Genomic DNA, 23,865 nt, shown 5'->3' on the forward strand with positions numbered 1-23,865 from the left:
CGTGCGGCCCGCTCGCTGGGGCTCGGGGTTCCTTCGCTGCGGGATCCATCCGGGCGCATCGCCTACGGTTTGCTTCGCTGCACCTCCTCTCGATGCATTTGGCTGCGCCAAACGGTCGCTGCGCTCCCACCCCCGGATGAATCCCTCCACTCAGCCTTCCGACGTCGCCCGTGGATCAAGATCAAGAGCTGCAGCCGAGCTTGCGCTCATCCTGTTGAGTGGGGCGGCTTTGCCGCTGGGGTTGTACGCAAACTACAACGGTGAGCGAGCCTGCTCGCGAAGACGGCCTCACAGCCAACCGACCTCCAATTGATCACCCCCAATCCCTGTGGGAGCTGGCTTGCCAGCGATGACGGCCGACCAGCCAACCAACCCCCAACTGACCACCCCCAATCCAATTGTAGGAGTGAGCCTGCTCGCGATGACGACCTCACAGCCAACCAACCCCCAACTGACTACCCCCAATCCAATTGTAGGAGTGAACCTGCTCGCGATGACGACCTCACAGCCAACCAACCTCCAACTGACTGCCCCCCAATCCAATTGTGGGAGCGAGCTTGCTCGCGAAGGCGGCCTACCAGCCAACCAACCCCCAACTGACCACCCCCAATCCCTGTGGGAGCTGGCTTGCCAGCGATGACGGCCGACCAACCAACCAATATCTACCGGTTGTACTCAATCCCTGTGGGAGCCTGGCTTGCCAGCGATGGCGGCCTGAAAGCCGACCAATTTCCACCTGATTTCAACCATTCCCAATGTAGGAGCTTTGCAGGGATACGCATCACTCCAACGGCCCAATCACCTGCCGATACTTCTCCACCCCCTGCGCCGTCCCCCGACTCAAGCGAATCTCCAACCCCAACGGATCCTCCCGCCGATTCCCGCTCAACTGCCGCCAGCCCTTATCCACCTCCCAAACCCGCACCTGCACATCACTGACATCATTCAAAACAGCCACCCCATTCCCAGGCGCCGGCAACGGATACCGACTCCGCGCCTCAGCCACCGCCCGATACAACGTGTCGCCCTTGACCCACCACCGCACCCGCTGCAACGCCCCCGGCTGATCCGCCGCCGTACGAATAATGTCCAGCCGAAAACCCTTACTGTCGCTACTGCGCACAGTCAGAGCCGGCGGGGCGCTCGGCGGCTCATCATCCACCCCAACCTTCTTCGGCTCGGTCAACTCAATCCCCGCCCGCATCTCTACATCCCGCTGCAACTGATTCAACGCCCGCAACAAACCGTCACTTTGCTCACTGCTCGCCTGCAAATGACTGTCCGCCCGCGTCACACTGTCCAGCCCCCGCCAGGCAATCAGACTCACCACCGCCATCAACAAAATCGCGACCATCACCTCAATCAGCGTAAACCCCTGCTGGCGCTTCATTGCAGGCTGATCCTTCCACTGCCATCACGCAGCACACTCAAGCGATTCAACCCATCCGACAACGTCAGTTGCAACGGCGGATTGATCCACTCAGCGTTCAGCACAACCCTCTGTTTCGGCTCCACCCGCACCTCCATCTTCGGACTCTGCCAGGCACGCGGCCGCAACTGCGGATCCTGCGCGAAATGATCAAACCCCTTGCCACTGTCACTGCGCCGACTAAACCGAAACCCCTTGGCATCACTCACCCACACAATCGCCCGGCCATCCGCGCGGGCTTCCGCCTGCGCCACCTGCAGCAACTGCACCACACGCTCGGCATCCTTGCGCAGCAATTGCAACGGATCCGGCTTGATACTCAGGCTGATCGCCGCACTGGCGATGCCGATGATCACCAGCACCACCATCAACTCGATCAGCGTAAAACCCTGTTGCCTGTTCATCGCGCGCGCGCTCCTTTGCGTCCTGCGCCATCGTGCACGGCCAACATGTAAGGCGTGTGAAATAAAACGGAGAGAATTGCCGCGTAAGCTGAAAGCAGGGATAAAAAGGAGATTCAACCCATGACCTTCACCGCACGCGTTTCCCCGCCCCAAATGGTTCAGGCCCTCGCACTGCTCGCCGCGCTGGTCGGCGTGGCGACATGGTCGTCGCTGCTACTGACCTCCGCCGAATCCCACACCCCGGCAGCGGCCCCGCAGTTGCTGGCGGCGCGCAGTGATAGCCCGGCGTTGCAGTGGTTTTCCAATCAAACGGCGCCGATGGACATCAAGGTGAGCGGGGTGATCGCGGGGAGTCGGGGTGCGGTGGCGATACTGAGTTTGAACGACGGGCCGCCGAGGAGTTTTTTGCAGGGGGAGAAGGTTGGGCCTGGGGTGAAGTTGGTGGCGGTGGAGGGGGATGGGGTGGTGATTGAGCAAGGGGGGGAGAGGGTAAGGTTGGGGGTGGAGAGGTTGGCGGAGGGGGTGGTGTTGCCTATGTTGGTGCAGCCTTAATTTGCTGGAGTAGAAGTGGTCAAGAAAGTCAAAATGGGCGTTGACCGCGTAGTGTCGATGTGATATCAATCTGCCTGTCGGGCTCGGGGCAAAAATTTAACTTTCCACTGACTATATGCGGTGGCCAATGCAAGGGTTGCTTTGCCTTATCGCTCTTAACGATATTGTTAACGTTGGCGATGTGTAGAAGAGAAAATAGCCCCGAAGCTCGGTTATATCTATGAATATAGAAGAAATTTTTAAGAATTTATTTATCCCAGGCTTTAGTAGTCTTGACAATCTATGTCGGCTCCTAAAGGTTGAGCAAGATAAGCTTCTAGCATTTTTATACAAAAAAAGTCTAGTCATTATGTGAGCTTTTTTATTCCAAAAAAAAATGGGACTCGTCGAACCATTAAGGCTCCCAAGAGAGTTATGAAGAGGCTTCAACGCGAGTTGTTGGTGCATCTTGAAAAGTTCTACTCCCCTAAATCTTCTAGCCATGGTTTTGTTAAAGGCAGAAGCATCAAAACGAACGCTCAAGTCCATGCTGGGAAAAGGTACGTATTCAATATTGATTTGAAAGATTTTTTTGAAAACGTTCACTTTGGGCGGGTTAGAAATCTCTTCATGGCTGAGCCGTTTAAAGCACCCCACAATGTAGCAACGGTGATGGCGCAGATCTGCTGTAGTGAGGGTCGGTTGGCGCAAGGCGCTCCAACTTCACCATTAATATCCAATATGATATGTCGCAAACTTGATGCGCAGCTTCAAGCCTTAGCGAAATCAGGTAAATGTCACTTTACGCGTTATGCAGATGATATTTCCTTCTCTTTTACTAGCACGCTGAGACACCTACCAAAAGACATAGTTGAGATTTCCGAAGATCGCAGAGCTATCCCTGGGCGCATGTTGGAGGAAATAATAAAAGCCAACGGTTTTACAATTAACTCCGAAAAAACTCGCCTTCAACATCGGTCGCAACGCCAAATGGTAACTGGTCTCGTTGTTAATGAAGTGCCGAACGTTACTAGAGATTTTGTTCGTCTTACAAGTTCGATGATTAATGCTCTCAAGCGATATGGAGCTGAGTTGGCAGAAGCAAAGTATTTGGAAATATTGAAGGGTGATAGCCAGCCTCTGCAAGCGCGGCAGAACGTTAGAGTTAAAGAAAATGCAGGCGATTTTTTTATCAAAGTGGTTAAGGGTCGACTTAATTATATTCAGATGGTCCGAGGTCGGAGCGACAGGGTCTATCGTCGACTGGCATATGATTTTACCGTGGCTATAGGTAGAGAAAACCCCGAGTTTAAAAAATCCCCAGAGGAGATTTTAGGTAACTCGATATTCGTAGTTAAAAACATTACTGATGACAGTCAAGGAACTGCATTTTTGTTGGATGGTGTTGGGATTGTTACCAATGAACACGTTGTTAGCGGCGTTTCAAAAACCATGGCACCTCATATGATTTCTTTTCAGCGAGTCGGTGAGGATAAAGAATATGCTGCAGAGCTCATTCTTTCAGATAAGAAAGCAGATTTGGCTATATTTCAGCCGAATGGAGAGTTTCGAAATATTCCTCCCTTACGGAAAGCTAACAGAACAACTATTCGGCCCATGGAATCAGTTTTGTCAATTGGGTTTCCAAAATATCGAGACGGTTCAGCACACTACATCGCTAGAGGACATACAACTCAGCGTCGCAGACAAGTTGACCTTGATCTATGGCTAGTTGATTTCACTCTGATTGAAGGCAATAGCGGTGGTCCGTTTTTCAATGACTCTATGGAAGTCATTGGTGTGGCCGCGAGGGGGGCTAGTAACAATATCGAGTCAGCACTTTATGGTTTCATTCCATTGGAGAGCCTAAACAGATTTATTACCAGAAAAGATTTTGTTTTTTTGAAGAAAATACATGAGCTTTCAGGTTCTAAGTTGCTTGGGCCTCTAACCATGCGTAGCGGTAACGGGGTTTTCAGTGAAGTTTATTTGGCCGGGAAATATGGGGAATGTAGACTCAAACCTGCCAAGATCTGATACTTCAGAAAGTATGAAAGTGGCACGAAATCGTCTTAGGCCGCAAGCGTAATTTGAGCGGGGCGAGGAAAATGTAAAGCCATGATGTAGAGCGCTTTAATTTAAGTTGCCAGTGCACTCACATACTTATCATCAAAGCCCTAAGCTTTTCTTTAATAGCTCACCAAGGATTGGCCACATTACAGGCTGGACGGAATCCCAGACGGACCCGCAGACTTTCTCAAGGGAGGTCTTAGCGGCTTTTCCGTTACCTTCATTTGCATGAGCAATAGCAACAGAAAGCTCGTTTTGTTGTTCGAGTGAAACGACTTGTCCTTGCTTTTCCAATATTTGGATAAGTTTAGCTAAAATGTCGGAATCGGCCCCAGTGTTAGATTGCATTTTTTGGGTGATGATCTCACCGGCGGCAAGTTGCAGGTTGGTGAATTGGCCACCAGAAATGTGAAGGTTGTTTACGATTCGCTGGCTTTTCGCAGGACGGTTGGGAGCTTGTCTAGCGGACTTATATCCAAGTTCGGTTAAGCAGGCATATTCTTTTAGGCTATGTCCGCCAACAAGAATAAACCCTGCACCTGGTTTGTTCTCGTAAGGTTGCCACGGACCCGTTTTGATGAGTTTTGCTTTACAAGATCATTGAGGGCAATATCGAAATCCACTCTGGTGATATCGTCTCCGGAACAAATCGCCGAGATTAAATCTGATATTTTTGGGCCTTCATAAGGTTTCTTCAATTGTTGTGCATCTAAATGGCGCTCTGAAAAGTCGATTAACAGCGCTCCAAGGATTTGTTTTTCAGCTTCATCTAACTGTGCAGCCATCTCATAGATCCTTATGTGCTTTGCGGGGTATGTAATACCACCAGTCTTAGATTTCTCAAGGTGGCTATCTCTAAATTTAGATGCCATCACATTGATCATTGTCTCGCAATTTCATTGAATGGGTGCCGATGTCTGCCAGATCAGGTTATGCGCTTGGATCTTAAGTTGAGCTGTTTCGAGATCTGCTCGTATAAGGCTAGTAGGGGCACGTGCAGCTAACGCGTTGAAGGACTGTCCGAGGCTCCAAGTTTCTCGCTCGTCAATGATGATTAGTCGATCATGAAGCGACCGATCTGGCGCAAGTCTTCCTTCCAATGGGCGTTCGGAGCCGTATTGCTGCACCCAGTGCTTCAACGCTGGTGCCAAAGCTGCTTTCTTGCTGCCTGCATCTGCCAACACTCGCGTGATGACGCCGTCAGGAACCAACACTGCGAAGTCAGTCAAGAGATTGGCGTCGGCATATGGGTCGACGAACATCACACTGATTGTGGCTTCACTCAGGATCTTTGACAGAGCGGCAAAGGCAGAAAATATCTCGCCTACAGGTATAAAAGAGCCCCGGCTAGCAGGCGATGCTTGGAGCTCTGCGCGACCTAGCGCTCGATAAAGGATAGTGGTTAAACGCGGCACCGCGGCGATGTGGCTTGGAAAGCGTGGGTTGGTGCATAAACTGTTTACGGCAGCGTTGAAAGCAACCGTGTCCACTGAGTTACCGCTTTGCTCAATCCACGCCGAAGCACGTCCGAGCCATCTCTGGGTTTCATTGGACTGCCATTCGGGCGTCGTAAGATCTGGCATTTCAGCAATGAGGTAACCGAGTTCGTGATACAGGCGATCAGGTTCGATGGGCATATATGATAGGACTTCGGGAGTGGAAGCATAAGGCTAGCATCAGAAGTGTTGCCGAGCCATGCCTTGCTGGTAGTTAGCGGTGATGAAGCTCGTAAAAATGGGACTGATTTATTTCTGGAAATAATCCGCCCCCTTTGAATGGAGCTTCTGTTGAATAGGCCCCTACTCGAAACGAGCTCGGGTAGGGGCCAGAGCAGTCATTCTTTCTTAGACGGCGGCGGAGGTGGCGGAGATTTCGGAAGATTTTTCCCGTGATCCCTAACGAAGCGCATTGGAGGTGGCGGAGGTGGCGGAGGCTTTTGATTGCTCATGCTGGTTCAGCTCCTGCTGATGGGTATAAAACGGAATGAAGGACAACACCGAAAAAATCATAGTGAGCGTTACGGAATTTGCTAAGGACACGAGTTTTGAACCACGTTTATCGTTATTCACCGTGTTAACGGTTGCACCTTCGATGTAGTAGCTCAAGATTATTGTCTTGAAGTAGGTTTCTGCGTCATCTTCATTTTCGCCATGTACTGCGAAATGAGTGGTTGTTTCGGCACGATACTTCTCCAGCTCAGTCAGGGTTGGGAGGCCCCTGTCGAAATCACGCAGTTGCCAAGATGAGCGGAAGTAATAAGCTCCGCAAAGCAGACAGAAGACAGCGGACAAATACAAAATCCAAAACCAGACACCGGCAAAGCCGTCCTCTGAGCCGGGCGCTTTACTCAGCATATAAGATAGAAATGAGAGCAATACGCCTAGGATGGCCAAGGGGAGGTTGAGCCTCGAAATCAGCTTTTCTTTGCGTTCCAGCTCGTAAAAGTAAATCTTTTCGTAAAATGCAAATCTTGCCGCTTCGTCCATGCGATCTTCCTTTTTACTCAATCATCGCCTTGCGTGTTGAGTACAGCCCTTTAGGCTTTGGACTCGATGCCTTCAACTGTCCAACCAATTAAACGAGGCTCTACGCGGACGGATTCGATTTTTGAGAAGGAATCCGTCCCAAGGCCAATTTCAATAACTGAGGCTGCAACCTGCAGCTAGTCTCCAGGCTTGTGCTTGTGGATTGGCAAAGTCGGGTGCTTCTTATCGTTGGGTGGATTCACATGCCGTCTGCGATCTTCCTTGCCGTCTTCACGCTTTGGCTTTGGACCTGGCTTGATGTCAGTAAACATACGTACTCCTGTAATGAACGGGGATGAGAAGCTTTGGAAAAGTAGCACATGGCCATTCACTTAGCTCATTACGTTGGTATAGCCAGCTCCTGCGAACCTAAGGGCTGAGCTGGTCAGATACAAGAAAGCCAAAATCCGTCTGCCTCCACCCCTTCGGTGCCACAATGAAAAAGCTTTCAATCGCGGCAATCCTCGTTGTGGCGACCATGCTCTACGTTGGCTACTACAACGCCGTTGAGGATGGCGACATCGAGACGATTGTCTTCATCAAGAAGCATCCCACGATTCAGATGAGGTTCTACAACATGCACGCCAATGATGGAGAGATCAGGAAGGTAGAGCGGCTGACGGCGGAGGAGCGGGGGGTGGATTGTTGATTACTGCAGGTATCGGTTGGGCATCGATACAGAGCTGAGCACTCAGGATGACGTCGATATGTGTTGGAAGAAATAGCGCTTTTTATGTGGCCGAGGTTGTCAGTTACGACTGGCAGTCTCGGCCATTTTCTTTCGTCTGTTGGGATAGGGGAACGGATCTGTTGTGGGATCCGAGACGCAATGAAGGTCCCGATAAACGCCAATGTTTAAAAAGACATCTCCAGACACTCTCTCAGGCTACACGCCCTTGCGCCTTTGCCTACAGCTACGCCAGAATCCGCCGGCTTGTGGGCTTTGTACCTGGTCTATATCGTCTATGGGTCGCTGGCAACCCAGCGGCCGGGTTTAGCGACCTGACCAGGTATAAGTACAACGACGCTCCAGTTTGTCGCAGACGTTTGCGACGACGCTATGGTGGCTGTGCGTGGGAGACCTTCGGGTCTGCCGGGTCTTATACCTCTCGGTTCGCTAACCCGCGTACAGCTGCCACCCTTACTTGTTTAGCGACAGGTGTTGGTGGTTCCACCAGGTATAAATTTGGAGCTTCACCATGATCAAACCAACACCCAACCCGCCCGAAACCGCCTCGGTTTCCCCCTACGAATCCATCGATTCCAAAAAACTCCACGAAGCCGCCGACCGCGCGCTCGACCATTACCTCTGTCCGCCCGGTTCCACGCCGCCCCCACGTAAAAACCGTGGGATGTACGCCGTGACGGCGGACAACAAAACCGAAGAACTGCTGGTCGATGCCAGTGCAACACTCGCTTCGGCCAAAACCATCGCCCAGAACGTCTCCAGCCTGTTGCCGGCATCGCAGCGCCATGCGCTGGCGGGGATTGCGCAGTTGATCATGCTTGGGGAGTTGGCGGTGAATCGGGCGCTGGATAATTTGCAATTGCCGGAGTGATGCGGGTGCCGGGATCACCTGGTGATTGATCGGGTGTTCATTCTGGCGCCTTCGCGAGCAGGCTCGCTCCCACAGGGTTTTATGCTGATTGCAGATGTTGTGTACGACGCTGACACCTGTGGGAGCAGTTGATTAGTACCGCGCCGTCTTCGTGTGGTTATTGAGTCGCTTCAGGACATTCGCGGGTCCATCGCGTCACCGTCATGTCATTGAATTGCTCTCCGATGGTATCGACGCGTAGGCAAGTTCCTTTCTTCGCGTAGTACAAGATGCAACGCGAGCTATCAAACGAGCAGTTATCCAGTTCGAAGAAACTGCGTGTAGCCAGCTCCTTCTCCACGCCACTGTATTCATAGCCGTCGTTGGTATGCATCCGCGTCGGCTTCCAGCCTTGTTTGACTAGCTTGGATCTGGCCGCGGCCAAACGCTCACCGGCGACGATGCCTGCTGGCCCGCGATTGTCGTTTGGCGCCTGTGAGTCATCGGCAAACGCTGCGCTGATACCCGTGTAATAAAGTGCGAAAAATACGAGGGTCGAGGCCTTCAATTACAGTTCCTATAGCCGATTTTAGCTCGACAAAAACTCCGGGTCCTCGGTATGAGGTTGCGGAGGATGGTGATTCTTGGTGCCAGCCCTTCGGGACGTGCTGCCACCCTTGTTGCTGCTTTCGGCCTAGCGCCGAGCCTAGTGAAAGTGACCTGGGTTATTGCCTGCTTCTATTTATTCGTTCCTGTGATTCTTCTTCCGGTGCAATGAAAGGCTGCCACCAGAAAATCCTTGAGCGACCACGCCCAAAGACCCAGAAGCATGCAGATCACCAAAAAAGTGAAATATTGATGAAAGTCCGTACGGGGCACTTTTTGGCTGGTTATTCCAACCAGCCCGAGGCTTATCAGGCTGACGCAAAGAAAACTCAGACATCGTAAGGCGAGATAGCAAAGGTCTCTGAAGTTAATCGTGGATACCCAGTTTTTTGCAGATTCAGAAAATAAAGCCGACCACACCAGATGAAACAGACTTGCGTAGATAAAGCTCAGGCTTAGGCGTTCTGCTACATCAGCGCCGGAGCTCAGGAAAATTTGTGAATAGAAATGGTCGAGAAAAACCCCTACGGGACGCATGAGGTCATGGAAAGGAAACAGGGCAACCCCACCTGCGAGGTAAATGGCTAAAAAAGCGATGACTTTCATCTCGCACTCCGTTGCTTATTTGCCCGGTCGACTTGAAGTCTGATCGGTGTTTTGCGTTCTACGCATCAACCTTGAAGTTGGCATCGCCGGACTATTTTTCCAGTTGGGTAAGTCACCAGCATAGTCATCCTCACCACTTCCGGTAATACAGTCGCTGGGCGTCAGAAGGGTAGAGGGCCAGACGGCAGAGAAGCACGGTTTTGCGGCGAGCAGGGTTCGATGGGCTGCGAGGTTGAGCATTCCGCTAGGGATAAGTGGATGGATCTATCAGAGAGACGTTACGGAATTCGGTCTCGATAAACACGAACGTTTAAAAAGACATTTCCAGACACTCTCCCAGGCTACATATCCTTGCGCCTTTGCCTACAGCTACGCCAGAATCCGCCGGCTTGTGCGCTTTGGGGGTGGGTTCTATTGTGGTCCGGTCGCTGACGAATCAGCGATCGGGTTTGGTAGCCCGGCTTAGACTTGGCGCATAGCGTCACCCGATACACGCCTTTTTGGGGCTGTGTATTTATGGTGGCCATGCGCAGGGCGTCTTCGGGCGCGCCGGTTCTCCAAGTCACCGGTCTACCAACCTTCGTATGGCCACCACCCCTTCGTTTGGTAGCGAAAGATGATGGCTCCTTTTCTATGATTTGGAGATTCACTCATGATCAAGCCAACACCCAACCCGCCCGAAACCGCCTCGGTTTCCCCCTACGAATCCATCGATTCCAAAAAACTCCACGAAGCCGCCGACCGCGCGCTCGACCATTACCTCTGTCCACCCGGTTCCACGCCGCCGCCACGTAAAAACCGTGGGATGTACGCCGTGACGGCGGACAACAAAACCGAAGAACTGCTGGTCGATGCCAGTGCAACACTCGCTTCGGCCAAAACCATCGCCCAGAACGTCTCCAGCCTTTTGCCGGCATCGCAGCGCCATGCGCTGGCGGGGATTGCGCAGTTGATCATGCTCGGGGAGTTGGCGGTGAATCGGGCGCTGGATAATTTGCAATTACCGGAGTGATGCGGGTGTCGGGATCACCTGCTAATAGGGTGTTCATTCTGGCGCCTTCGCGAGCAGGCTCGCTCTCACCTTTGAGTGTGTTCCAAGGTGGGAGTGTGCTGGCTCTTCAGCCGCGATAAATGTCGAGAGACCTACGAGTTTCTGTACCTGCGATTGGGGGCTTTCTTTGCATCAATCGACTACCAGGTTGTCCCGAGCCCACTGTTCAGCCGTAGTCACCTGAATCGACTGCTGTTCGTTGAAAGTCCCCGCTTTAGGCCACGCCACACCTCTGCCTTGGGCAAATACGGCGCGGTATTTTTTGATGTGGTGAGTAGGGTCTTTTTCCAGTTCCTGCATCAGGTACGGAACCGTCCAGACGTTACGCTTGAACGGACGCCCCAGCACACGTTCAAGCAGGCTCGCCACCTGCCCATACGTCACCGTGTCGCCAGACAGGTACACGATCTCATTGCGAAAGCGCGGTTCGAAGAAAACGATGTCCGCTGTCAGCTTGCCGATGTCCTCGGGTGTCGTGAGCGTCACGCTGGTTTCCAGGCTGCCCAAGGCGTTGACGGTGTGGTTGTCAAAATCGACGACCTCAAAGACCGGCTCGAACAGAAAACTGGTGAACATGCCGGTCGAGATGATCACCCATTCGGTTTTATCCTGGGCGCGGAGCAACTCGCGCACGTCGAGTTGCGCATCGAACAAATCCTGTGGGCTGCCCCGGCCAATCACTTCGAAATCGACGCCAAACTGCCAGGGGAAATAGCGCTTCACGCCGGACTTTAGCGCTGCTGTCGCCAGTTTCATCGGCGTTTCACGGCCCGCGACCATGCCTGCGCAGCCTATGACGGTGTCGAATGCTGCGAACACTTCGGCCAGTTGATCGATGGAATCGTTAACCAGGTCTGCAGCGACTAGCTGGATGCCTAGACTGCGCAGCCCATCGATTTCCCGCTTTTTCTCAGGGGCTTGCGTGTTGATGGTCGAATCCCTGAGCAGGACGCTGATGGTGCTGCCGGGCGAGCGCTTGGCTACCCGCGCAAGATTGCGCAGCACCGGCAGGCCGAGTTCGCCGGCGCCGAGTACGAGAATGGATTGTGGGGAAGGGTGAGTCGCTGGGGTCATGATGTTTCCTGAGATTCGTCGTCTGTATGATTTGGCGATGCTGGCACGATTGCGCAGCGCTCAGAAGAAGGCACACGCGTGATACCAGGGGGACACATGACCGATGAGGAAATCATTAGCCAGGCAGAAGCGATCTGCCAGACGCTAAGACGAGACGAAGATGGCGTGCGGCGTGAAGTCCTCGCGCACGCCGGTAGCCGCTGGTCACTGGGTATCCTGCATACCTTGGGTGTGTACGGCACGATGCGTCACGCCGAGATCAAACGGCAAATGACCGGCGTGACTCAGCGCATGTTGACCAAGACGCTGCGGGCGCTGGAACGTGATGGTCTGTTGCTACGGCGGGAGTTGGATCAAGTGCCGCCCCATGTCGAGTACGAGCTGACGGCGTTGGGTATGGAGCTGTTGGTTCGCATGTCGCCGATTTGGACGTGGGTTGTGCAGCACGTCGATGATTTTCGCGAGGCGCGTCGGGTGTTTGATGGTCAGAGTGGGAAAAAGCCTTCGTGGCAGGTTCCGGTGGTGGGGCTGGTTGATTCAGAAGGGGCTGATTGAACGCTCGTTTCATTGAATGGTTCGCGCCCCAGAAATCAGCGGCGGATCTATTCAAGAAGGCAGGTGATCGACCACCACCCTCACGGGTGATGGTTGATTGCTTAACGCAGGTTAGATATTCGGGGTGTAGGAGAAACTCTGCGAAGCTTCGGTATCGGTGAATGGCGTAACTCGCGGTTTCTTGTTGAACAGGCCATTGACGACCGAGCCGGGGAACATTTCGACGGTGTTGTTGAACAGTTCGACGTTGCGGTTGTAGATGGTGATGGCCGCGCTGACGTTCTCTTGCTGTTCGGCAATTTCACGCATCATGTTGTTCGCCGCTTCTGATGCTTTCAGGTCAGGGTAGGCCTCGAAAGCGATGCGCAAGCCACCCATCAGCTCTCTAGAGGCGGTTTCAACTTTCGTGAGGGCATGGCCGTCCGCACCAGCAGGCAGGGCGTGGACCGCGCTGCGCAGGCCGGTGATTTTTTCGAGGAGGCTGGCCTCAAAGACCATGAAGTCGGCGAGCACCTTTTGAAGCTGATCGAGCACCTTGGTCTTCTGGCGTTCGTAAACGAGGACGTCCGACCAGGCACGTTGTACTGCGTTGTGTCCCCCGATGATGTCGTTGTAGATGCCCAAGCCCACTAAGATGATGATGACGGCGATCACAGCGGAGAGGATGAGTGCAATGTCCATGGCTTACTTCTCTTTGCGTTTTTTTGGGGGAGTGGCGGTCAAGGTAAAGTTGTCATCGTGCAGTTCAGTGAGTGCATGGCTCCATTGGAGCACAGACATCAGGCGCGGCAGATCGACACCTGCATCAATCTCTGCGTAAAACTCGTTGGGTGATGCCAGCGAATACTCGCTACCGAACGCGAGCAGATCGCTGCTCGCGAAGCTGAGGCAGAGCTTGCCCTTGTCGGAGAACTCCAGGTTCGGACGATGGAGGATGTCGAATAGCTTCAACAAGTGCAGCACTGTCGAAGGTTTGATGAATTTCGCGCAGAGTATCTCGCTCTGCCCAGTCAAACAGAACGCTTTATTAAAGTCCGGAGATGCCGTGTCCATCGGCCATGAGTAGTCGTTCTCTGATTGGTCATCAGATCTGACCGATATCCCGGTGACCCAGGGAAAGTCGATGACCAAACTGTACCGGTCGTAGTGGTCATACACCACTCGCGTCTCCGTTTTGGTTTTGCCGTCTTTGTCGGTCACCGTGACTTGCACCGTTCGTTTGTTGACGTAGTGCAGTTGGCGGTAATTGTAAGGAAGCTCACGCAGTGTGCCGGTAAATACTCCCTCTATCGATTCGACAAACTCTCGGCTGTAGTTGCCTCGAGTGTAGTCACCAAATTGCGCATCCAGTTCGTCGAGGGTCCAGTCCGAGTCTTCTTCCAGGAACATCAACCCGTTGTGGAAGTAGGAGGACAGTTCAGCAATTCTTCGGCTGAGCGATGGCAAGCGATCAGTTTTGGATGTCATCCATTTCATGCTCCCAACGGCGAACCCGATGCCTAGCACACCAGTGACTGCGCCGACCAAGCCAGGCTCAATGTGCAGACGTTGAAAGAAAGAAACGACGGAATAGGTATTCATATACCCAAAAAGGACTACAGCGCCCGCAATCAATAGCAGGCCAGTACCGAAAAAACACCATGCGCGTGTGCAATTGAATTTGAGCGGGCCATCGTAGGAGGCGAACTCGTGGATCACCTTCAATAGGTCGGCTGTGGATTCAGCACTGTCAATATTGGCTTCGCTCACAGTCAGCAACTCATTCAGTCGCGCGTTCTGCGATGTGTTGGGCCTGTAGACATCCATCAACGAGAGCACGGGAGAATACTCATGACAGCATAGGGCGGCTCGAAGCAAGCGGGTCGAAGGTTTGCAGACTCAATTGGAAGAGCGGGTGATTCAGGGATGCCTGGTGCGGGAGCAATGGCCCAGATTGTGGATTTGGTTCTATTCATAATCTGTCAGAAATTTGGAAAAGGAGGGGACGATACCATTGTCATGGCAATGATGGCTTCTGGCCGGTCTCAGTTTCTGTAGATGATTCTTCCGGGATGGGGGGCAAAAGCTACCCTCACCCCAGCCCTCTCCCGGAGGGAGAGGGGGCCGACCGAGGTGTCTTGCGGGGTACGTCGACCTGAAAGATTTTGGCGATTATGGTTTTGGTGAAGGGCCTTGGGGATTATGGCTTTGGTGATTCTGGGGGGTGCGATTAGAAGCGGCCCTCACCCCAGCCCTCTCCCGGGGGGAGAGGGGGCCTACCGAGGTGTCTTGCGGGGTACGTCGACCTGGAAGATTTTGGTGATTATGGTTTTGGTGAAGGGCCTTCGATTTGGCTTTGTGAGCTTGGCGATTTTGGATTCAATGAAAGACGTTCAAGTCGGTGTAGCTCTCGAATATCCCCGAATTGGTTCCCTCTCCCTCTGGGAGAGGGCTAGGGTGAGGGGCTTTCCGTTCGGGACAGCAACGTCTCAAGCCTGGCCAACGGCGGCGCATCCTGATTACGGTCAAATACCTGAATGCCAATCTTGAGTAAGCGGCCATTTTCGGCTGCGCTGATCACCTGTTCACAGCGCAACAATAACCGCCCCTGATCACATTCCTGCGCTTTCATACCCATCGGCAACCTGCCTTCCAACCGCAACTCCGCCATCCGACTCTGCGCCGCAATCATCGCCACCGACCGATCCCGCAAAACCCCGCTGCTCTGCGTCATCAATCCCGCCACGCGCACAGCTGCCGACATCGCCACGGCAATAATCGCCAGCGCCACCAGCACTTCAATCAATGTGAAACCCGCTTCCCGCGAACGCGCACGCATAAACGGCCCAAAGCCAAAACCCAGCCCTCGACGCTAACCCGCGTGCTTGACGGCTTGACGACGAAAACACCCGAGGATTTTCAACATCACTGACATATCTTCTTGCAACACTGCGCGTCGAATCGAATCAAGCCAGGGAATGTCGAGATGGATATCGCACCTTTCAAATCGCTTCAGCAACCGATGCGCACGCCACGTGGGCAGCAGGGTTTTACCCTGATCGAGATCATGGTGGTGGTGGTGATTCTGGGGATTCTGGCGGCGATGGTGGTGCCCAAGGTGCTCGACCGGCCGGATCAGGCGCGGGCGACGGCGGCGAAGCAGGATATTGGTGGGTTGATGCAGGCGTTGAAGTTGTATCGCCTCGATCACGGCACTTACCCGAGCATGAATCAGGGGCTGAAGGTGTTGGTGGAGCGGCCGGCAGATGCGAAGAACAGCAATTGGCGCTCGTACCTGGAGCGCTTGCCGAACGATCCGTGGGGGCGTCCTTATCAGTACCTCAACCCCGGCGCCAATGGCGAGATCGACATCTTTTCCCTCGGTGCCGACGGTCAGCCGGACGGCGACGGCGTGAATGCCGATATCGGTTCCTGGCAGTTGTAAGGCCGGCCATGAACAGCCGCTCGCCTGAGGGGGCGAAGCAACAGGGCATGGCGATTATCAGCGCGTTGTTGATTGCGGCCGTGGTGGCGGTGATTGCGGCGGGCATGTTGACGCGCCAGAGCGTGTCGACCCGTGCGCTGGAGGCGGATCAGCAGCGGGTGCAGGGGCGTTGGCTGGTGCTGGGTGGGTTGGAGATCAGCCGTCAATTGCTCTGGGACGCACGTCAGCGCGATCCGTTGACCCGGCTCGATCAGCCGTGGGCGCAGCGTCTCTCCGCGCAAGGTTTTGAGGGGCGGCTGGAGGATGAGCAGGGCAAGTTCAACCTGCGCAATCTGGTGGCCAACGAGCGGGTGGATGAGGCGCAGGTAGCGGCGTTTCAGCGCTTGTGTGAGTTGATCGGGGTCAGTGCCGGGTTGAGTCAGCGCATCAGTCAGCGGGTGATTGCGTCCTACCCGCGACTGCTGAATCCGCAGATTACCGAGGCGCCGAAAACGGGTTTCGACAGCGGCCGCGGGACGTCGCCTAATGCCTCGCACAAACCGCAGAATCCAACAATGCCGATGCTGCGCAGCCTTGATGATTTGCGCAGTGTCGACGGCGTGAATGAGGCGGTGATGGGCAAACTGGCGCCGTATCTGACGGTGATCCCCGCGACGACCTGGCTCAACGGCAACACCGCCACCGCGCCGGTCTTGGCTGCTTATGTGCCGGGGCTGTCGCTGGAGCGTGCCAATGCGCTGATTGCCGAGCGCGATGCCGGGCGCTGGTTTATCAATCGTGGCGATTTCGTTAACCGTTTGCGCATGCCGCAACTGGAGCTGACCAGCGTCAAGGTCGGCATCACCAGTGACTGGTTTCGCCTGCGCGGCGAGGCGCGGCGCGATCAGCGGCGGGTCAGTCTGGAGGCGTTGTTGCATCGCAGCCAGGACCGCTTGCCGCAAGTGATCTGGTCGCGGGTGGGCGTATGAGCCAGTTGAAGGTGGCGTTGCCGCCCTTGGCGGAACTGGATCTGCACAGTGAGTTGCACTGCGCCTGGCTGGATCGTCAGGGCCAGGTCACCCGGGAAGAACGCCTCAGTCTGAGCCAGTTGAGTCAGCAGTCGAAACTGCCGCTGCTGGTGTGTTTTCTGCACCCGGTTGACAGCCTGTTGGCGAGTCTCGATTTGCCGCCGTTGCCGGCCAACAAGATTGTCGCGGCGGTGCAGTGTGCGGCGCAGGCCTTGATGCTTGGCGACAGCAATGAGATGCACATCGCGCACAGCGCGCGGGACGAGGCCGGGCAGGTGCAGATCGCCTGGGCGCCTCGGCAGCACTTGTTGCGGTTTGGCCAGTTGCTCAAAAGCGCTGGGCTGAACCTGCGCGGTCTCTACCCAGCGCCGTACAGCATGCCGGTGCTGCCCGGCACCGTCGCGTGCGTGCAGGACGGGCATTTGTTGCTGCGCGATAGCGTGCAAGCCGCGCGGGTGCAGCCGTTGTTCGATGACGGTTTCGACGGTGTCGTGTGGGAACCGGGCGTCACTTTGCACTGGATCGGTGAGCAACCGCCGCCGGGTGCTGAACTGCCGATGGCGGATGCGCAGCGCTGGACCGGGCCGCTTCCGGGTTGGGGGCTGCATGGCGCGGTCCAGCAACCAAAAACCGAGCATCGCGGCTGGGGCAGGGCGGTCGCTCTGTCAGCGTTGGCCGTGGCCGTTTGGGTGATCGGTTTGAACCTGTACGCCGCCCGCGAAGCCGGGCAGGGTCAACAACTGAAAACCCAGATGAACCTGCGGGTAAAGCAGGCCTTCCCTGAGTTGCCGGTGATCCTCAACCCGTTGCAACAGGCCCGTCAGCAATTGGCGGCGCGGCAGAAGGGCGCGGCGGATGATCCGGCGCAGACTTTCAATCGTCTGGTGTTGCAGGCCGGCAGCGGCATGCCGTCGATGGCTGGCAGTGTCGAGCGGTTGGCGTTTGTCGACGGCACCTTGCAACTGAGTCTGCTGAGTGAAGCCCGTCGTGGCGGCAATGATCAGGAGTGGCAAAGCACCTTGGCCCAGGCCGGTATCAGCGTGACCGCAGATGACGAGGGCTGGACCTTGCGGCCGTCCACTGAGGCCAGCCCAAGTGAAAGCGATGACAGCGGCGGAGCAGAAGAAGATGAATAAGGCCTCGCTCGCGCTGTACCGCGCCAAGTGGCAACGCTTTAACACTCAGGTGCAGGCGCGTTGGCAGCCGTTGGCCCTGCGTGAAAAACGCATGGTCGCCGGCATGGCCATCGCGCTGATCGGCCTGCTGCTGTGGGTTGCGCTGATCCAGCCGCCGCTGAAGAAAATCGCTTATTGGCAAACCGAGACGCCAAAGCTGCGCGCCCAGACTGAAGCGCTGGAAGTGCTGCTGCGCGAAGTCAGCGTGCGCCCGGACGGGCAAAGCGTGGCGCAGTCACTGGAGCAGACGCTGCAAGCCAGCGGCCTGGCGGGGCATTACCAATTACAGGAGGCACAGGGCGCCTGGCAGTTGACCTTCGACGCCGCGCCGGCCGACGCCGTGCTCGACTGGCTGTTGAGCAACCCGGCACAACTTTCTCTGCAAGTGGTCGAGGCCCGTTTGCAACGCGCAGACAACCCCTCGACCGAAGTCACTGCCGGCACTTTGTCAGGCACCGTTCGCATGGATCAGGCGCTGGGCGCTAAGGAAGCTTCATGAAGGGGTCAGGATCCAAACCGGCACGTCTGGCGTTGCCGATGCTGCTGATGGCGTTGAGCGCGTGCAGCAACACCAGCACGCCGCAGAATCAGCCGCCGTTGCTGGTCGACAGTGAACTGGGCCGGCCGCTGGCCAACACTCAGCGTAGCGGCGACGCGGTGCTCGACCGCGAGCGGGCACAGGCGCAAGCGCGACCTGTGCCGAAGCAATTGCACAACATCAGCAAGAGTGCGCGCAGCGGCGCGGCGGCTTCGGGCATTGCCTTGCCGAGTAATCCGTTGGGTGATCAACCGGTGACGCTGAATTTTGTCGACGCCGATATTCAAGCGGTGGTGCGCGCGTTGGCGCGGTCCACCGGGCAGCAGTTTCTCGTCGACCCTCGGGTCAAGGGCACGCTGACGCTGGTGTCGGAAGGTCAGGTGCCGGCGCGGCAGGCTTACGACATGTTGTTGGCGGCGCTGCGCATGCAGGGTTTCAGTGTGGTCGATGTTGGCGGTGTGGCGCAGGTGGTGCCGGAGGCGGATGCGAAGTTGCTCGGCGGGCCGATTTACAGCGCTGACAAACCGGCGGGCAACGGCATGCTCACGCGCACGTTTCGTCTGCAATACGAGAACGCGGTGAACCTGATTCCGGTGCTGCGGCCGATCGTTTCGCCGAACAATCCGATCAACGCCTATCCGGGCAATAACACCATCGTCATCACCGATTACGCCGAGAACCTGACCCGCGTTGCGCAGTTGATCGCGAGCATTGATTCGCCGAGTGCGATCGACACCGATGTGGTGCAGATCCAGAACGGCATTGCCGCTGACATCGCGCCGATGGTCGCGGATTTGCTCGATGCGCCGGGCAATGATCCGACGCAGAAAATCGCCGTGATCGGTGACCCGCGTTCCAACACCATCATCATTCGCGCCGGCAGCCCGGAGCGCACGGAACTGGCACGCAACCTGATCTACAAACTGGATAACGCGCAGAGCAATCCGAGCAATCTGCACGTGGTTTATCTGCGTAACGCGCAAGCGGCGAAACTGGCGCAGGCCTTGCGCGGTTTGCTCACCGGCGAGAGTGACAGCGGCACCAGTGACAGTGCGCGTTCGGTGCTCAGTGCCATGGGCGCAAGTACCGGCGGTAGCGCTGGGCAGAACGGCCAGAGCGGCACGCAAAGCAGCGGCACTACATCGACCCCAAACAGCAGCGGCAGCACGGGCGGCAGTTACGCGCAGGGCAGCAGTGGCAGCACAACCGGCAGCGGCGGTACGCAGAACAGCGAGCAGAACGTCGCCTTCAGTGCCGGCGGCGTGACCATTCAGGCTGACGCCACCACCAACACCTTGCTGATTTCCGCGCCCGAGCCGTTGTATCGCAACCTGCGTGAAGTCATCGACTTGCTCGATCAGCGCCGCGCGCAAGTGGTGATCGAAAGCCTGATCGTCGAAGTCGGCGAGGACGATGCCAGTGAGTTCGGCGTGCAATGGCAGACCGGTAATCTCGGTGGCAACGGCGTGATCGGCGGGGCCAATCTCGGTGGTTCGGGGATCAACGTCAACGGCAAGACCAGCATCGATGTGCTGCCACAAGGTTTGAACCTGGGCTACGTCAACGGCACCGTCGACATCCCCGGTATTGGCAAGATTCTCGACCTGAAAGTGCTGGCCCGGGCGTTGAAGAGCAAGGGCGGCACCAACGTGCTGTCGACGCCGAACCTGCTGACCCTCGACAACGAAGCGGCGAGTATTTTTGTCGGCCAGACCATTCCGTTTGTCAGCGGCAGTTACGTGACTGGCGGTGGCGGCACCAGCAATAACCCGTTCCAGACCGTGACCCGTGAAGAGGTGGGTTTGAAGCTCAATGTGCGCCCGCAGATTTCCGAGGGCGGCACGGTCAAGCTCGATATCTATCAGGAGGTCAGCAGCATTGATGAACGGGCTTCGGCCAGTGCCAATTCGGCGGGGATTGTCACCAACAAACGCGCGATCGATACCAGCATCCTGCTCGATGACGGGCAGATCATGGTGCTCGGCGGGTTGCTGCAGGACGGTTACAGCCAAAGCAACGACGCGGTGCCGTGGCTGGGCAGTCTGCCGGGCATCGGTGCGCTGTTTCGCAACGAGCGCCGGGCGATTACCAAGACCAACCTGATGGTGTTTCTGCGTCCGTACATCATTCGTGATAGCGAAGCGGGGCGCAGCATCACCCTCAATCGTTATGACTTCATGCGCCGCGCGCAAGGTGGTTTGCAGCCGGAACGCAGCTGGGCGATGCCGGACATGCAGGCGCCGCAGTTGCCGACGGCGGCACAGGGTGTGCCGGCGGTGGTGCCCGCCTCAGGGCCGCGCGCGACGATCAAAGCGGTGCCCATCCAATGAGTGCGTTGCCCTACGCCTGGGCCAAGGCGCAGCGAATTCTGTTGTGCGATGGCGTGCTGACCGTTTGCCCGTCAACGCCGGGCTGGTCGATCAGCGAGGCGCGGCGCCAATTCGGCGCGACCACGATACAGCGCGTGCGCGACGACGAACTCGACGGTTTGCTTGCCGCTGCCTATGCCGACACCGGCAGTGCGGCGGCAGTGGTCGGTGCGGCGGAAAACGAAGTCGACCTCGACCGCCTGATGCAGGACATGCCGGAAATCACCGACCTGCTCGACACCCAGGACGGCGCGCCGGTGATCCGCATGATCAACGCCTTGCTCACCCAAGCGGCGCGCGACGAGGCCAGCGACATTCATATCGAACCGTTCGAAACCCATTCCGTGGTGCGCTATCGCGTCGACGGCACGCTGCGTGACGTGGTCTCGCCGCGCAAGGCGTTGCACGGTGCACTGGTGTCGCGGATCAAGATCATGGCGCAACTCGACATCGCCGAAAAACGCCTGCCGCAGGACGGTCGTATCGCGTTGCGTGTGGCTGGGCGGCCGATTGATATTCGTGTTTCCACAGTGCCGACCGGGCATGGTGAAAGGGTGGTGATGCGTCTGCTCGACAAACAGGCCGGGCGTCTGCATCTGGAAACGCTGGGCATGGACGCGCAGGTGTTGGCCAAACTCGATCACCTGATCCGCCAGCCCCACGGCATCGTTTTGGTCACCGGGCCAACCGGCAGCGGCAAGACCACGAGCCTCTACGCGGCACTGGCGCGACTCGATGCGAGCACCAGCAACATCCTCACCGTCGAGGATCCGGTGGAATACGACCTGCCGGGGATCAGCCAGATTCAGGTCAACGCCAAGATCGAAATGACCTTCGCCTTGGCGCTGCGGGCGATCCTGCGCCAGGACCCGGACATCATCATGATCGGCGAAATCCGCGATTTGGAAACCGCGCAAATTGCGGTGCAAGCGTCGCTGACCGGGCATTTGGTGTTGGCAACCTTGCACACCAACGACGCGGTGTCGGCGGTCAACCGCTTGATCGACATGGGCGTCGAACCGTTTCTGCTGGCCTCGTCGATGCTCGGGGTGCTCGCACAACGACTGGTGCGGCGCCTGTGCAATCAGTGCAAGCAGGAAGACCCGGCGACACCCGGCACCTGGCGCCCGGTCGGTTGCGCAAACTGCAATCAAACCGGCTACAGCGGCCGCACCGGCATTCACGAATTGTTCTGCATCGACGACGATATCCGCACCCTGATCCACCAAGGGGCAGGGGAGCAGGCCTTGCGCGCATCCGCCGCCAAAGCCGGAATGTTCAGCCTGCGTGAGGACGGCGAGCGCTGGATCCGCAGCGGCGCCACCGCGCCTGAAGAAATCCTCCGTGTGACACGGGACGCCTGATGAATCGCTATCGTTTTGAAGCTGCCGACGCGACCGGCAAGATTGAATCCGGGCACCTTGAGGCGGACAGCCAGGCTGCCGCGTTCACAACATTACGCGGGCGCGGTTTGACCGCGTTGTCGGTGCACAAGGAAAGCAACGTTGCCCAGCACGGCGGCGGCGGATTGTTCAGCCCAAAACTCTCGGACAACGATCTGGCCTGGGCCACGCGGCAACTGGCGAGTCTGTTGGGCGCGAGTCTGCCGCTGGAAGCGGCGCTGAGTGCCACGGTCGAGCAGGCCGAGAAAAAACACATCGCCCATACGCTCAGCGCCGTGCGTGCGGATGTGCGCAGCGGTATGCGACTGGCGGAATCGCTGGCGGCGCGGCCACGGGACTTTCCCGAGATCTATCGCGCGCTGATTGCGGCGGGGGAGGAGTCCGGTGATCTGGCCCAGGTCATGGAACGCCTCGCTGATTACATCGAGGAACGCAACAACCTGCGCGGCAAGATTCTCACCGCGTTTATTTATCCGGGCGTGGTTGGGCTGGTGTCGATCGGCATCGTGATTTTTCTGCTCAGTTACGTGGTGCCGCAGGTGGTCAGTGCATTTTCCCAAGCGCGGCAGGATTTGCCGGGGTTGACGTTGGCGATGCTCAACGCCAGTGATTTCATCCGCAGTTGGGGCTGGCTGTGTGCTGGGATCATGGCCGGCGCGTTCTGGAGCTGGCGCCTGTATCTGCGCAATCCAGCGGCACGTTTGAGTTGGCATCATCGGGTGCTGAAGTTGCCGCTGTTCGGGCGTTTCATCTTGGGGCTGAACACCGCGCGTTTTGCCTCGACGTTGGCGATCCTCGGCGGCGCCGGGGTGCCATTGTTGCGCGCACTGGAGGCGGCGCGGCAGACCTTGTCCAACGACCGCTTGAGCCTGAGTGTCACTAAGGCAACGGCCAAGGTGCGTGAGGGTGTCAACCTGGCGGCAGCATTGCGCGTGGAGAATGTGTTTCCGCCGGTGCTGATTCACCTGATCGCCAGTGGTGAGAAAACCGGATCGTTACCACCAATGCTTGAGCGTGCGGCGCAAACTCTGTCGCGTGATATCGAACGCCGGGCAATGGGCATGACCGCGCTGCTGGAGCCGCTGATGATTGTGGTGATGGGCGGGGTGGTGCTGGTGATTGTGATGGCGGTGTTGTTGCCGATCATTGAGATCAACCAATTGGTCCAGTAGCAGGTTTTGATGGTGTCTGACCTGGCCTCATCGCTGGCAAGCCAGCTCCCACAGGGGGCGGAGTTGTTGATGCGATCTGTGTCACAACAGAAAACCTGTGGGAGCTGGCTTGCCAGCGATGAGGCCAGTCAGGCCAATGAATAATTCAAAGTTTTTGCAAAAGATTCTCCATCACCCGACCCTCGATTCCGCCATCCTCGGGTTCTCCTTTCTGTCATCTGCAACCACCCGCTACCGCCTCCAGCCCGATTCAGCCAAACCCCCGATCCAGACGCTGCGCAGCAGCCGACAAACACCCGAGAAAATCCCTCTGAAAACACCGTTCAGCACCCGAGGTTTTTTCCTTTATCTGTCACCGGAACCTGCGAATTTCTCAGTGCGACTTAAC

General features: G+C 56.5%; 24 protein-coding genes and 1 pseudogene. 13 read left to right on the forward strand and 12 right to left on the reverse strand.

The genetic code is table 11. From position 1 onward, the window contains the following. Nucleotides 1-781: 781 nt before the first annotated feature. Nucleotides 782-1,390, reverse strand: coding sequence for a prepilin-type N-terminal cleavage/methylation domain-containing protein (locus tag WA225_RS15235; RefSeq protein WP_095122847.1), 609 nt, complete (start codon nt 1,388-1,390; stop codon nt 782-784). Beyond that, the gene (locus WA225_RS15240) at nt 1,387-1,833 is read right to left on the reverse strand and encodes a GspH/FimT family pseudopilin (protein WP_331695570.1); all 447 of its coding nucleotides are present in this window, start codon (nt 1,831-1,833) and stop codon (nt 1,387-1,389) included. Before WA225_RS15240 ends, WA225_RS15235 begins: the two co-directional genes overlap by 4 nt. 120 nt (nt 1,834-1,953) lie before the next feature. On the opposite strand from WA225_RS15240, the gene WA225_RS15245 reads away from it, so the two are divergent. Together WA225_RS15245 and WA225_RS15250 are read left to right on the forward strand one after the other, a co-directional pair. Beyond that, nucleotides 1,954-2,385, forward strand: coding sequence for a type II secretion system protein N (locus WA225_RS15245; protein ID WP_422608530.1), 432 nt, complete (start codon nt 1,954-1,956; stop codon nt 2,383-2,385). A gap of 414 nt (nt 2,386-2,799) precedes the next feature. After that, the gene (locus tag WA225_RS15250) at nt 2,800-4,401 is read left to right on the forward strand and encodes a reverse transcriptase domain-containing protein (RefSeq protein ID WP_422608531.1); all 1,602 of its coding nucleotides are present in this window, start codon (nt 2,800-2,802) and stop codon (nt 4,399-4,401) included. A gap of 132 nt (nt 4,402-4,533) precedes the next feature. On the opposite strand, the gene WA225_RS15255 is transcribed toward WA225_RS15250, so the two are convergent. The 4 genes from WA225_RS15255 to WA225_RS15270 form a co-directional block, all read right to left on the reverse strand. Beyond that, nucleotides 4,534-4,782 (reverse strand): hypothetical protein, encoded by a 249-nt coding sequence (locus WA225_RS15255; protein ID WP_422608532.1) that lies wholly within the window; start codon nt 4,780-4,782, stop codon nt 4,534-4,536. Between the two features lie 155 nt (nt 4,783-4,937). Next, nucleotides 4,938-5,219, reverse strand: coding sequence for a hypothetical protein (locus tag WA225_RS15260; protein ID WP_422608533.1), 282 nt, complete (start codon nt 5,217-5,219; stop codon nt 4,938-4,940). 111 nt (nt 5,220-5,330) lie between these two features. Next, nucleotides 5,331-6,071, reverse strand: coding sequence for a hypothetical protein (locus WA225_RS15265; RefSeq protein ID WP_422608534.1), 741 nt, complete (start codon nt 6,069-6,071; stop codon nt 5,331-5,333). Nucleotides 6,072-6,329: 258 nt separating this feature from the next. Continuing rightward, nucleotides 6,330-6,920 carry a hypothetical protein gene (locus WA225_RS15270; RefSeq protein WP_414915762.1) on the reverse strand — a complete coding sequence of 197 codons (591 nt, stop codon included), beginning with the start codon at nt 6,918-6,920 and terminating at the stop codon, nt 6,330-6,332. Nucleotides 6,921-7,395: 475 nt separating this feature from the next. Here WA225_RS15270 and WA225_RS15275 point away from each other — a divergent pair. Together WA225_RS15275 and WA225_RS15280 are read left to right on the forward strand one after the other, a co-directional pair. Beyond that, a pseudogene (locus WA225_RS15275) lies at nt 7,396-7,684 on the forward strand (hypothetical protein). Nucleotides 7,685-8,158: 474 nt separating this feature from the next. Next, nucleotides 8,159-8,518 carry a DUF6124 family protein gene (locus WA225_RS15280; RefSeq protein ID WP_008087957.1) on the forward strand — a complete coding sequence of 120 codons (360 nt, stop codon included), beginning with the start codon at nt 8,159-8,161 and terminating at the stop codon, nt 8,516-8,518. A 157-nt stretch (nt 8,519-8,675) separates the two neighbouring features. On the opposite strand, the gene WA225_RS15285 is transcribed toward WA225_RS15280, so the two are convergent. Continuing rightward, nucleotides 8,676-9,065 carry a hypothetical protein gene (locus WA225_RS15285; RefSeq protein WP_064119812.1) on the reverse strand — a complete coding sequence of 130 codons (390 nt, stop codon included), beginning with the start codon at nt 9,063-9,065 and terminating at the stop codon, nt 8,676-8,678. 170 nt (nt 9,066-9,235) lie between these two features. After that, complete coding sequence (locus WA225_RS15290; RefSeq protein ID WP_422608535.1) at nt 9,236-9,709, reverse strand: hypothetical protein; 474 nt, start codon at nt 9,707-9,709, stop codon at nt 9,236-9,238. 652 nt (nt 9,710-10,361) lie between these two features. Between WA225_RS15290 and WA225_RS15295 the strand changes: the two genes are divergently transcribed. After that, the gene (locus WA225_RS15295) at nt 10,362-10,721 is read left to right on the forward strand and encodes a DUF6124 family protein (RefSeq protein ID WP_008087957.1); all 360 of its coding nucleotides are present in this window, start codon (nt 10,362-10,364) and stop codon (nt 10,719-10,721) included. A 171-nt stretch (nt 10,722-10,892) separates the two neighbouring features. On the opposite strand, the gene WA225_RS15300 is transcribed toward WA225_RS15295, so the two are convergent. Then, nucleotides 10,893-11,834 carry an aromatic alcohol reductase gene (locus WA225_RS15300; protein ID WP_422608536.1) on the reverse strand — a complete coding sequence of 314 codons (942 nt, stop codon included), beginning with the start codon at nt 11,832-11,834 and terminating at the stop codon, nt 10,893-10,895. Nucleotides 11,835-11,930: 96 nt separating this feature from the next. On the opposite strand from WA225_RS15300, the gene WA225_RS15305 reads away from it, so the two are divergent. After that, nucleotides 11,931-12,389 (forward strand): winged helix-turn-helix transcriptional regulator, encoded by a 459-nt coding sequence (locus tag WA225_RS15305; RefSeq protein WP_422608537.1) that lies wholly within the window; start codon nt 11,931-11,933, stop codon nt 12,387-12,389. A gap of 111 nt (nt 12,390-12,500) precedes the next feature. Here WA225_RS15305 and WA225_RS15310 read toward each other — a convergent pair whose 3' ends face one another. The 3 genes from WA225_RS15310 to gspI all read right to left on the reverse strand — a co-directional run bounded on the left by WA225_RS15310 (nt 12,501) and on the right by gspI (nt 15,207). Then, a complete protein-coding gene (locus WA225_RS15310; protein WP_422608538.1) occupies nt 12,501-13,070 on the reverse strand; it encodes a LemA family protein in 570 nt (189 codons plus the stop codon). 3 nt (nt 13,071-13,073) lie between these two features. Then, nucleotides 13,074-14,138 carry a hypothetical protein gene (locus tag WA225_RS15315; RefSeq protein ID WP_422608539.1) on the reverse strand — a complete coding sequence of 355 codons (1,065 nt, stop codon included), beginning with the start codon at nt 14,136-14,138 and terminating at the stop codon, nt 13,074-13,076. A 682-nt stretch (nt 14,139-14,820) separates the two neighbouring features. Beyond that, nucleotides 14,821-15,207, reverse strand: a complete 387-nt coding sequence (gene gspI / locus WA225_RS15320) for a type II secretion system minor pseudopilin GspI (RefSeq protein ID WP_339450282.1) — start codon at nt 15,205-15,207, stop codon at nt 14,821-14,823. 147 nt (nt 15,208-15,354) lie between these two features. Between gspI and gspG the strand changes: the two genes are divergently transcribed. From gspG to gspF, 7 genes are read left to right on the forward strand one after another with little or no spacing between them, the layout of a single operon-like run. Further along, nucleotides 15,355-15,813, forward strand: a complete 459-nt coding sequence (gene gspG, locus WA225_RS15325; RefSeq protein WP_038368790.1) for a type II secretion system major pseudopilin GspG — start codon at nt 15,355-15,357, stop codon at nt 15,811-15,813. 8 nt (nt 15,814-15,821) lie between these two features. Next, a complete protein-coding gene (gene gspK, locus WA225_RS15330) occupies nt 15,822-16,781 on the forward strand; it encodes a type II secretion system minor pseudopilin GspK (protein WP_422608540.1) in 960 nt (319 codons plus the stop codon). Beyond that, the gene (gspL, locus tag WA225_RS15335; protein WP_422608541.1) at nt 16,778-17,956 is read left to right on the forward strand and encodes a type II secretion system protein GspL; all 1,179 of its coding nucleotides are present in this window, start codon (nt 16,778-16,780) and stop codon (nt 17,954-17,956) included. Before gspK ends, gspL begins: the two co-directional genes overlap by 4 nt. Next, nucleotides 17,949-18,494 (forward strand): type II secretion system protein GspM, encoded by a 546-nt coding sequence (gene gspM / locus WA225_RS15340; protein ID WP_110719116.1) that lies wholly within the window; start codon nt 17,949-17,951, stop codon nt 18,492-18,494. The genes gspL and gspM overlap by 8 nt, the downstream gene beginning before the upstream one ends. Further along, a complete protein-coding gene (gspD, locus tag WA225_RS15345) occupies nt 18,491-20,863 on the forward strand; it encodes a type II secretion system secretin GspD (protein ID WP_422608542.1) in 2,373 nt (790 codons plus the stop codon). Before gspM ends, gspD begins: the two co-directional genes overlap by 4 nt. Then, the gene (gspE, locus tag WA225_RS15350; RefSeq protein WP_422608543.1) at nt 20,860-22,266 is read left to right on the forward strand and encodes a type II secretion system ATPase GspE; all 1,407 of its coding nucleotides are present in this window, start codon (nt 20,860-20,862) and stop codon (nt 22,264-22,266) included. The genes gspD and gspE overlap by 4 nt, the downstream gene beginning before the upstream one ends. Next, on the forward strand, nt 22,266-23,477 hold the full coding sequence (gene gspF / locus WA225_RS15355) for a type II secretion system inner membrane protein GspF (RefSeq protein ID WP_422608544.1): 1,212 nt from the start codon (nt 22,266-22,268) through the stop codon (nt 23,475-23,477). Before gspE ends, gspF begins: the two co-directional genes overlap by 1 nt. Nucleotides 23,478-23,865: the final 388 nt, after the last annotated feature.

The organism is Pseudomonas sp. (assembly GCF_049300855.1).
Lineage (GTDB): Bacteria > Pseudomonadota > Gammaproteobacteria > Pseudomonadales > Pseudomonadaceae > Aquipseudomonas.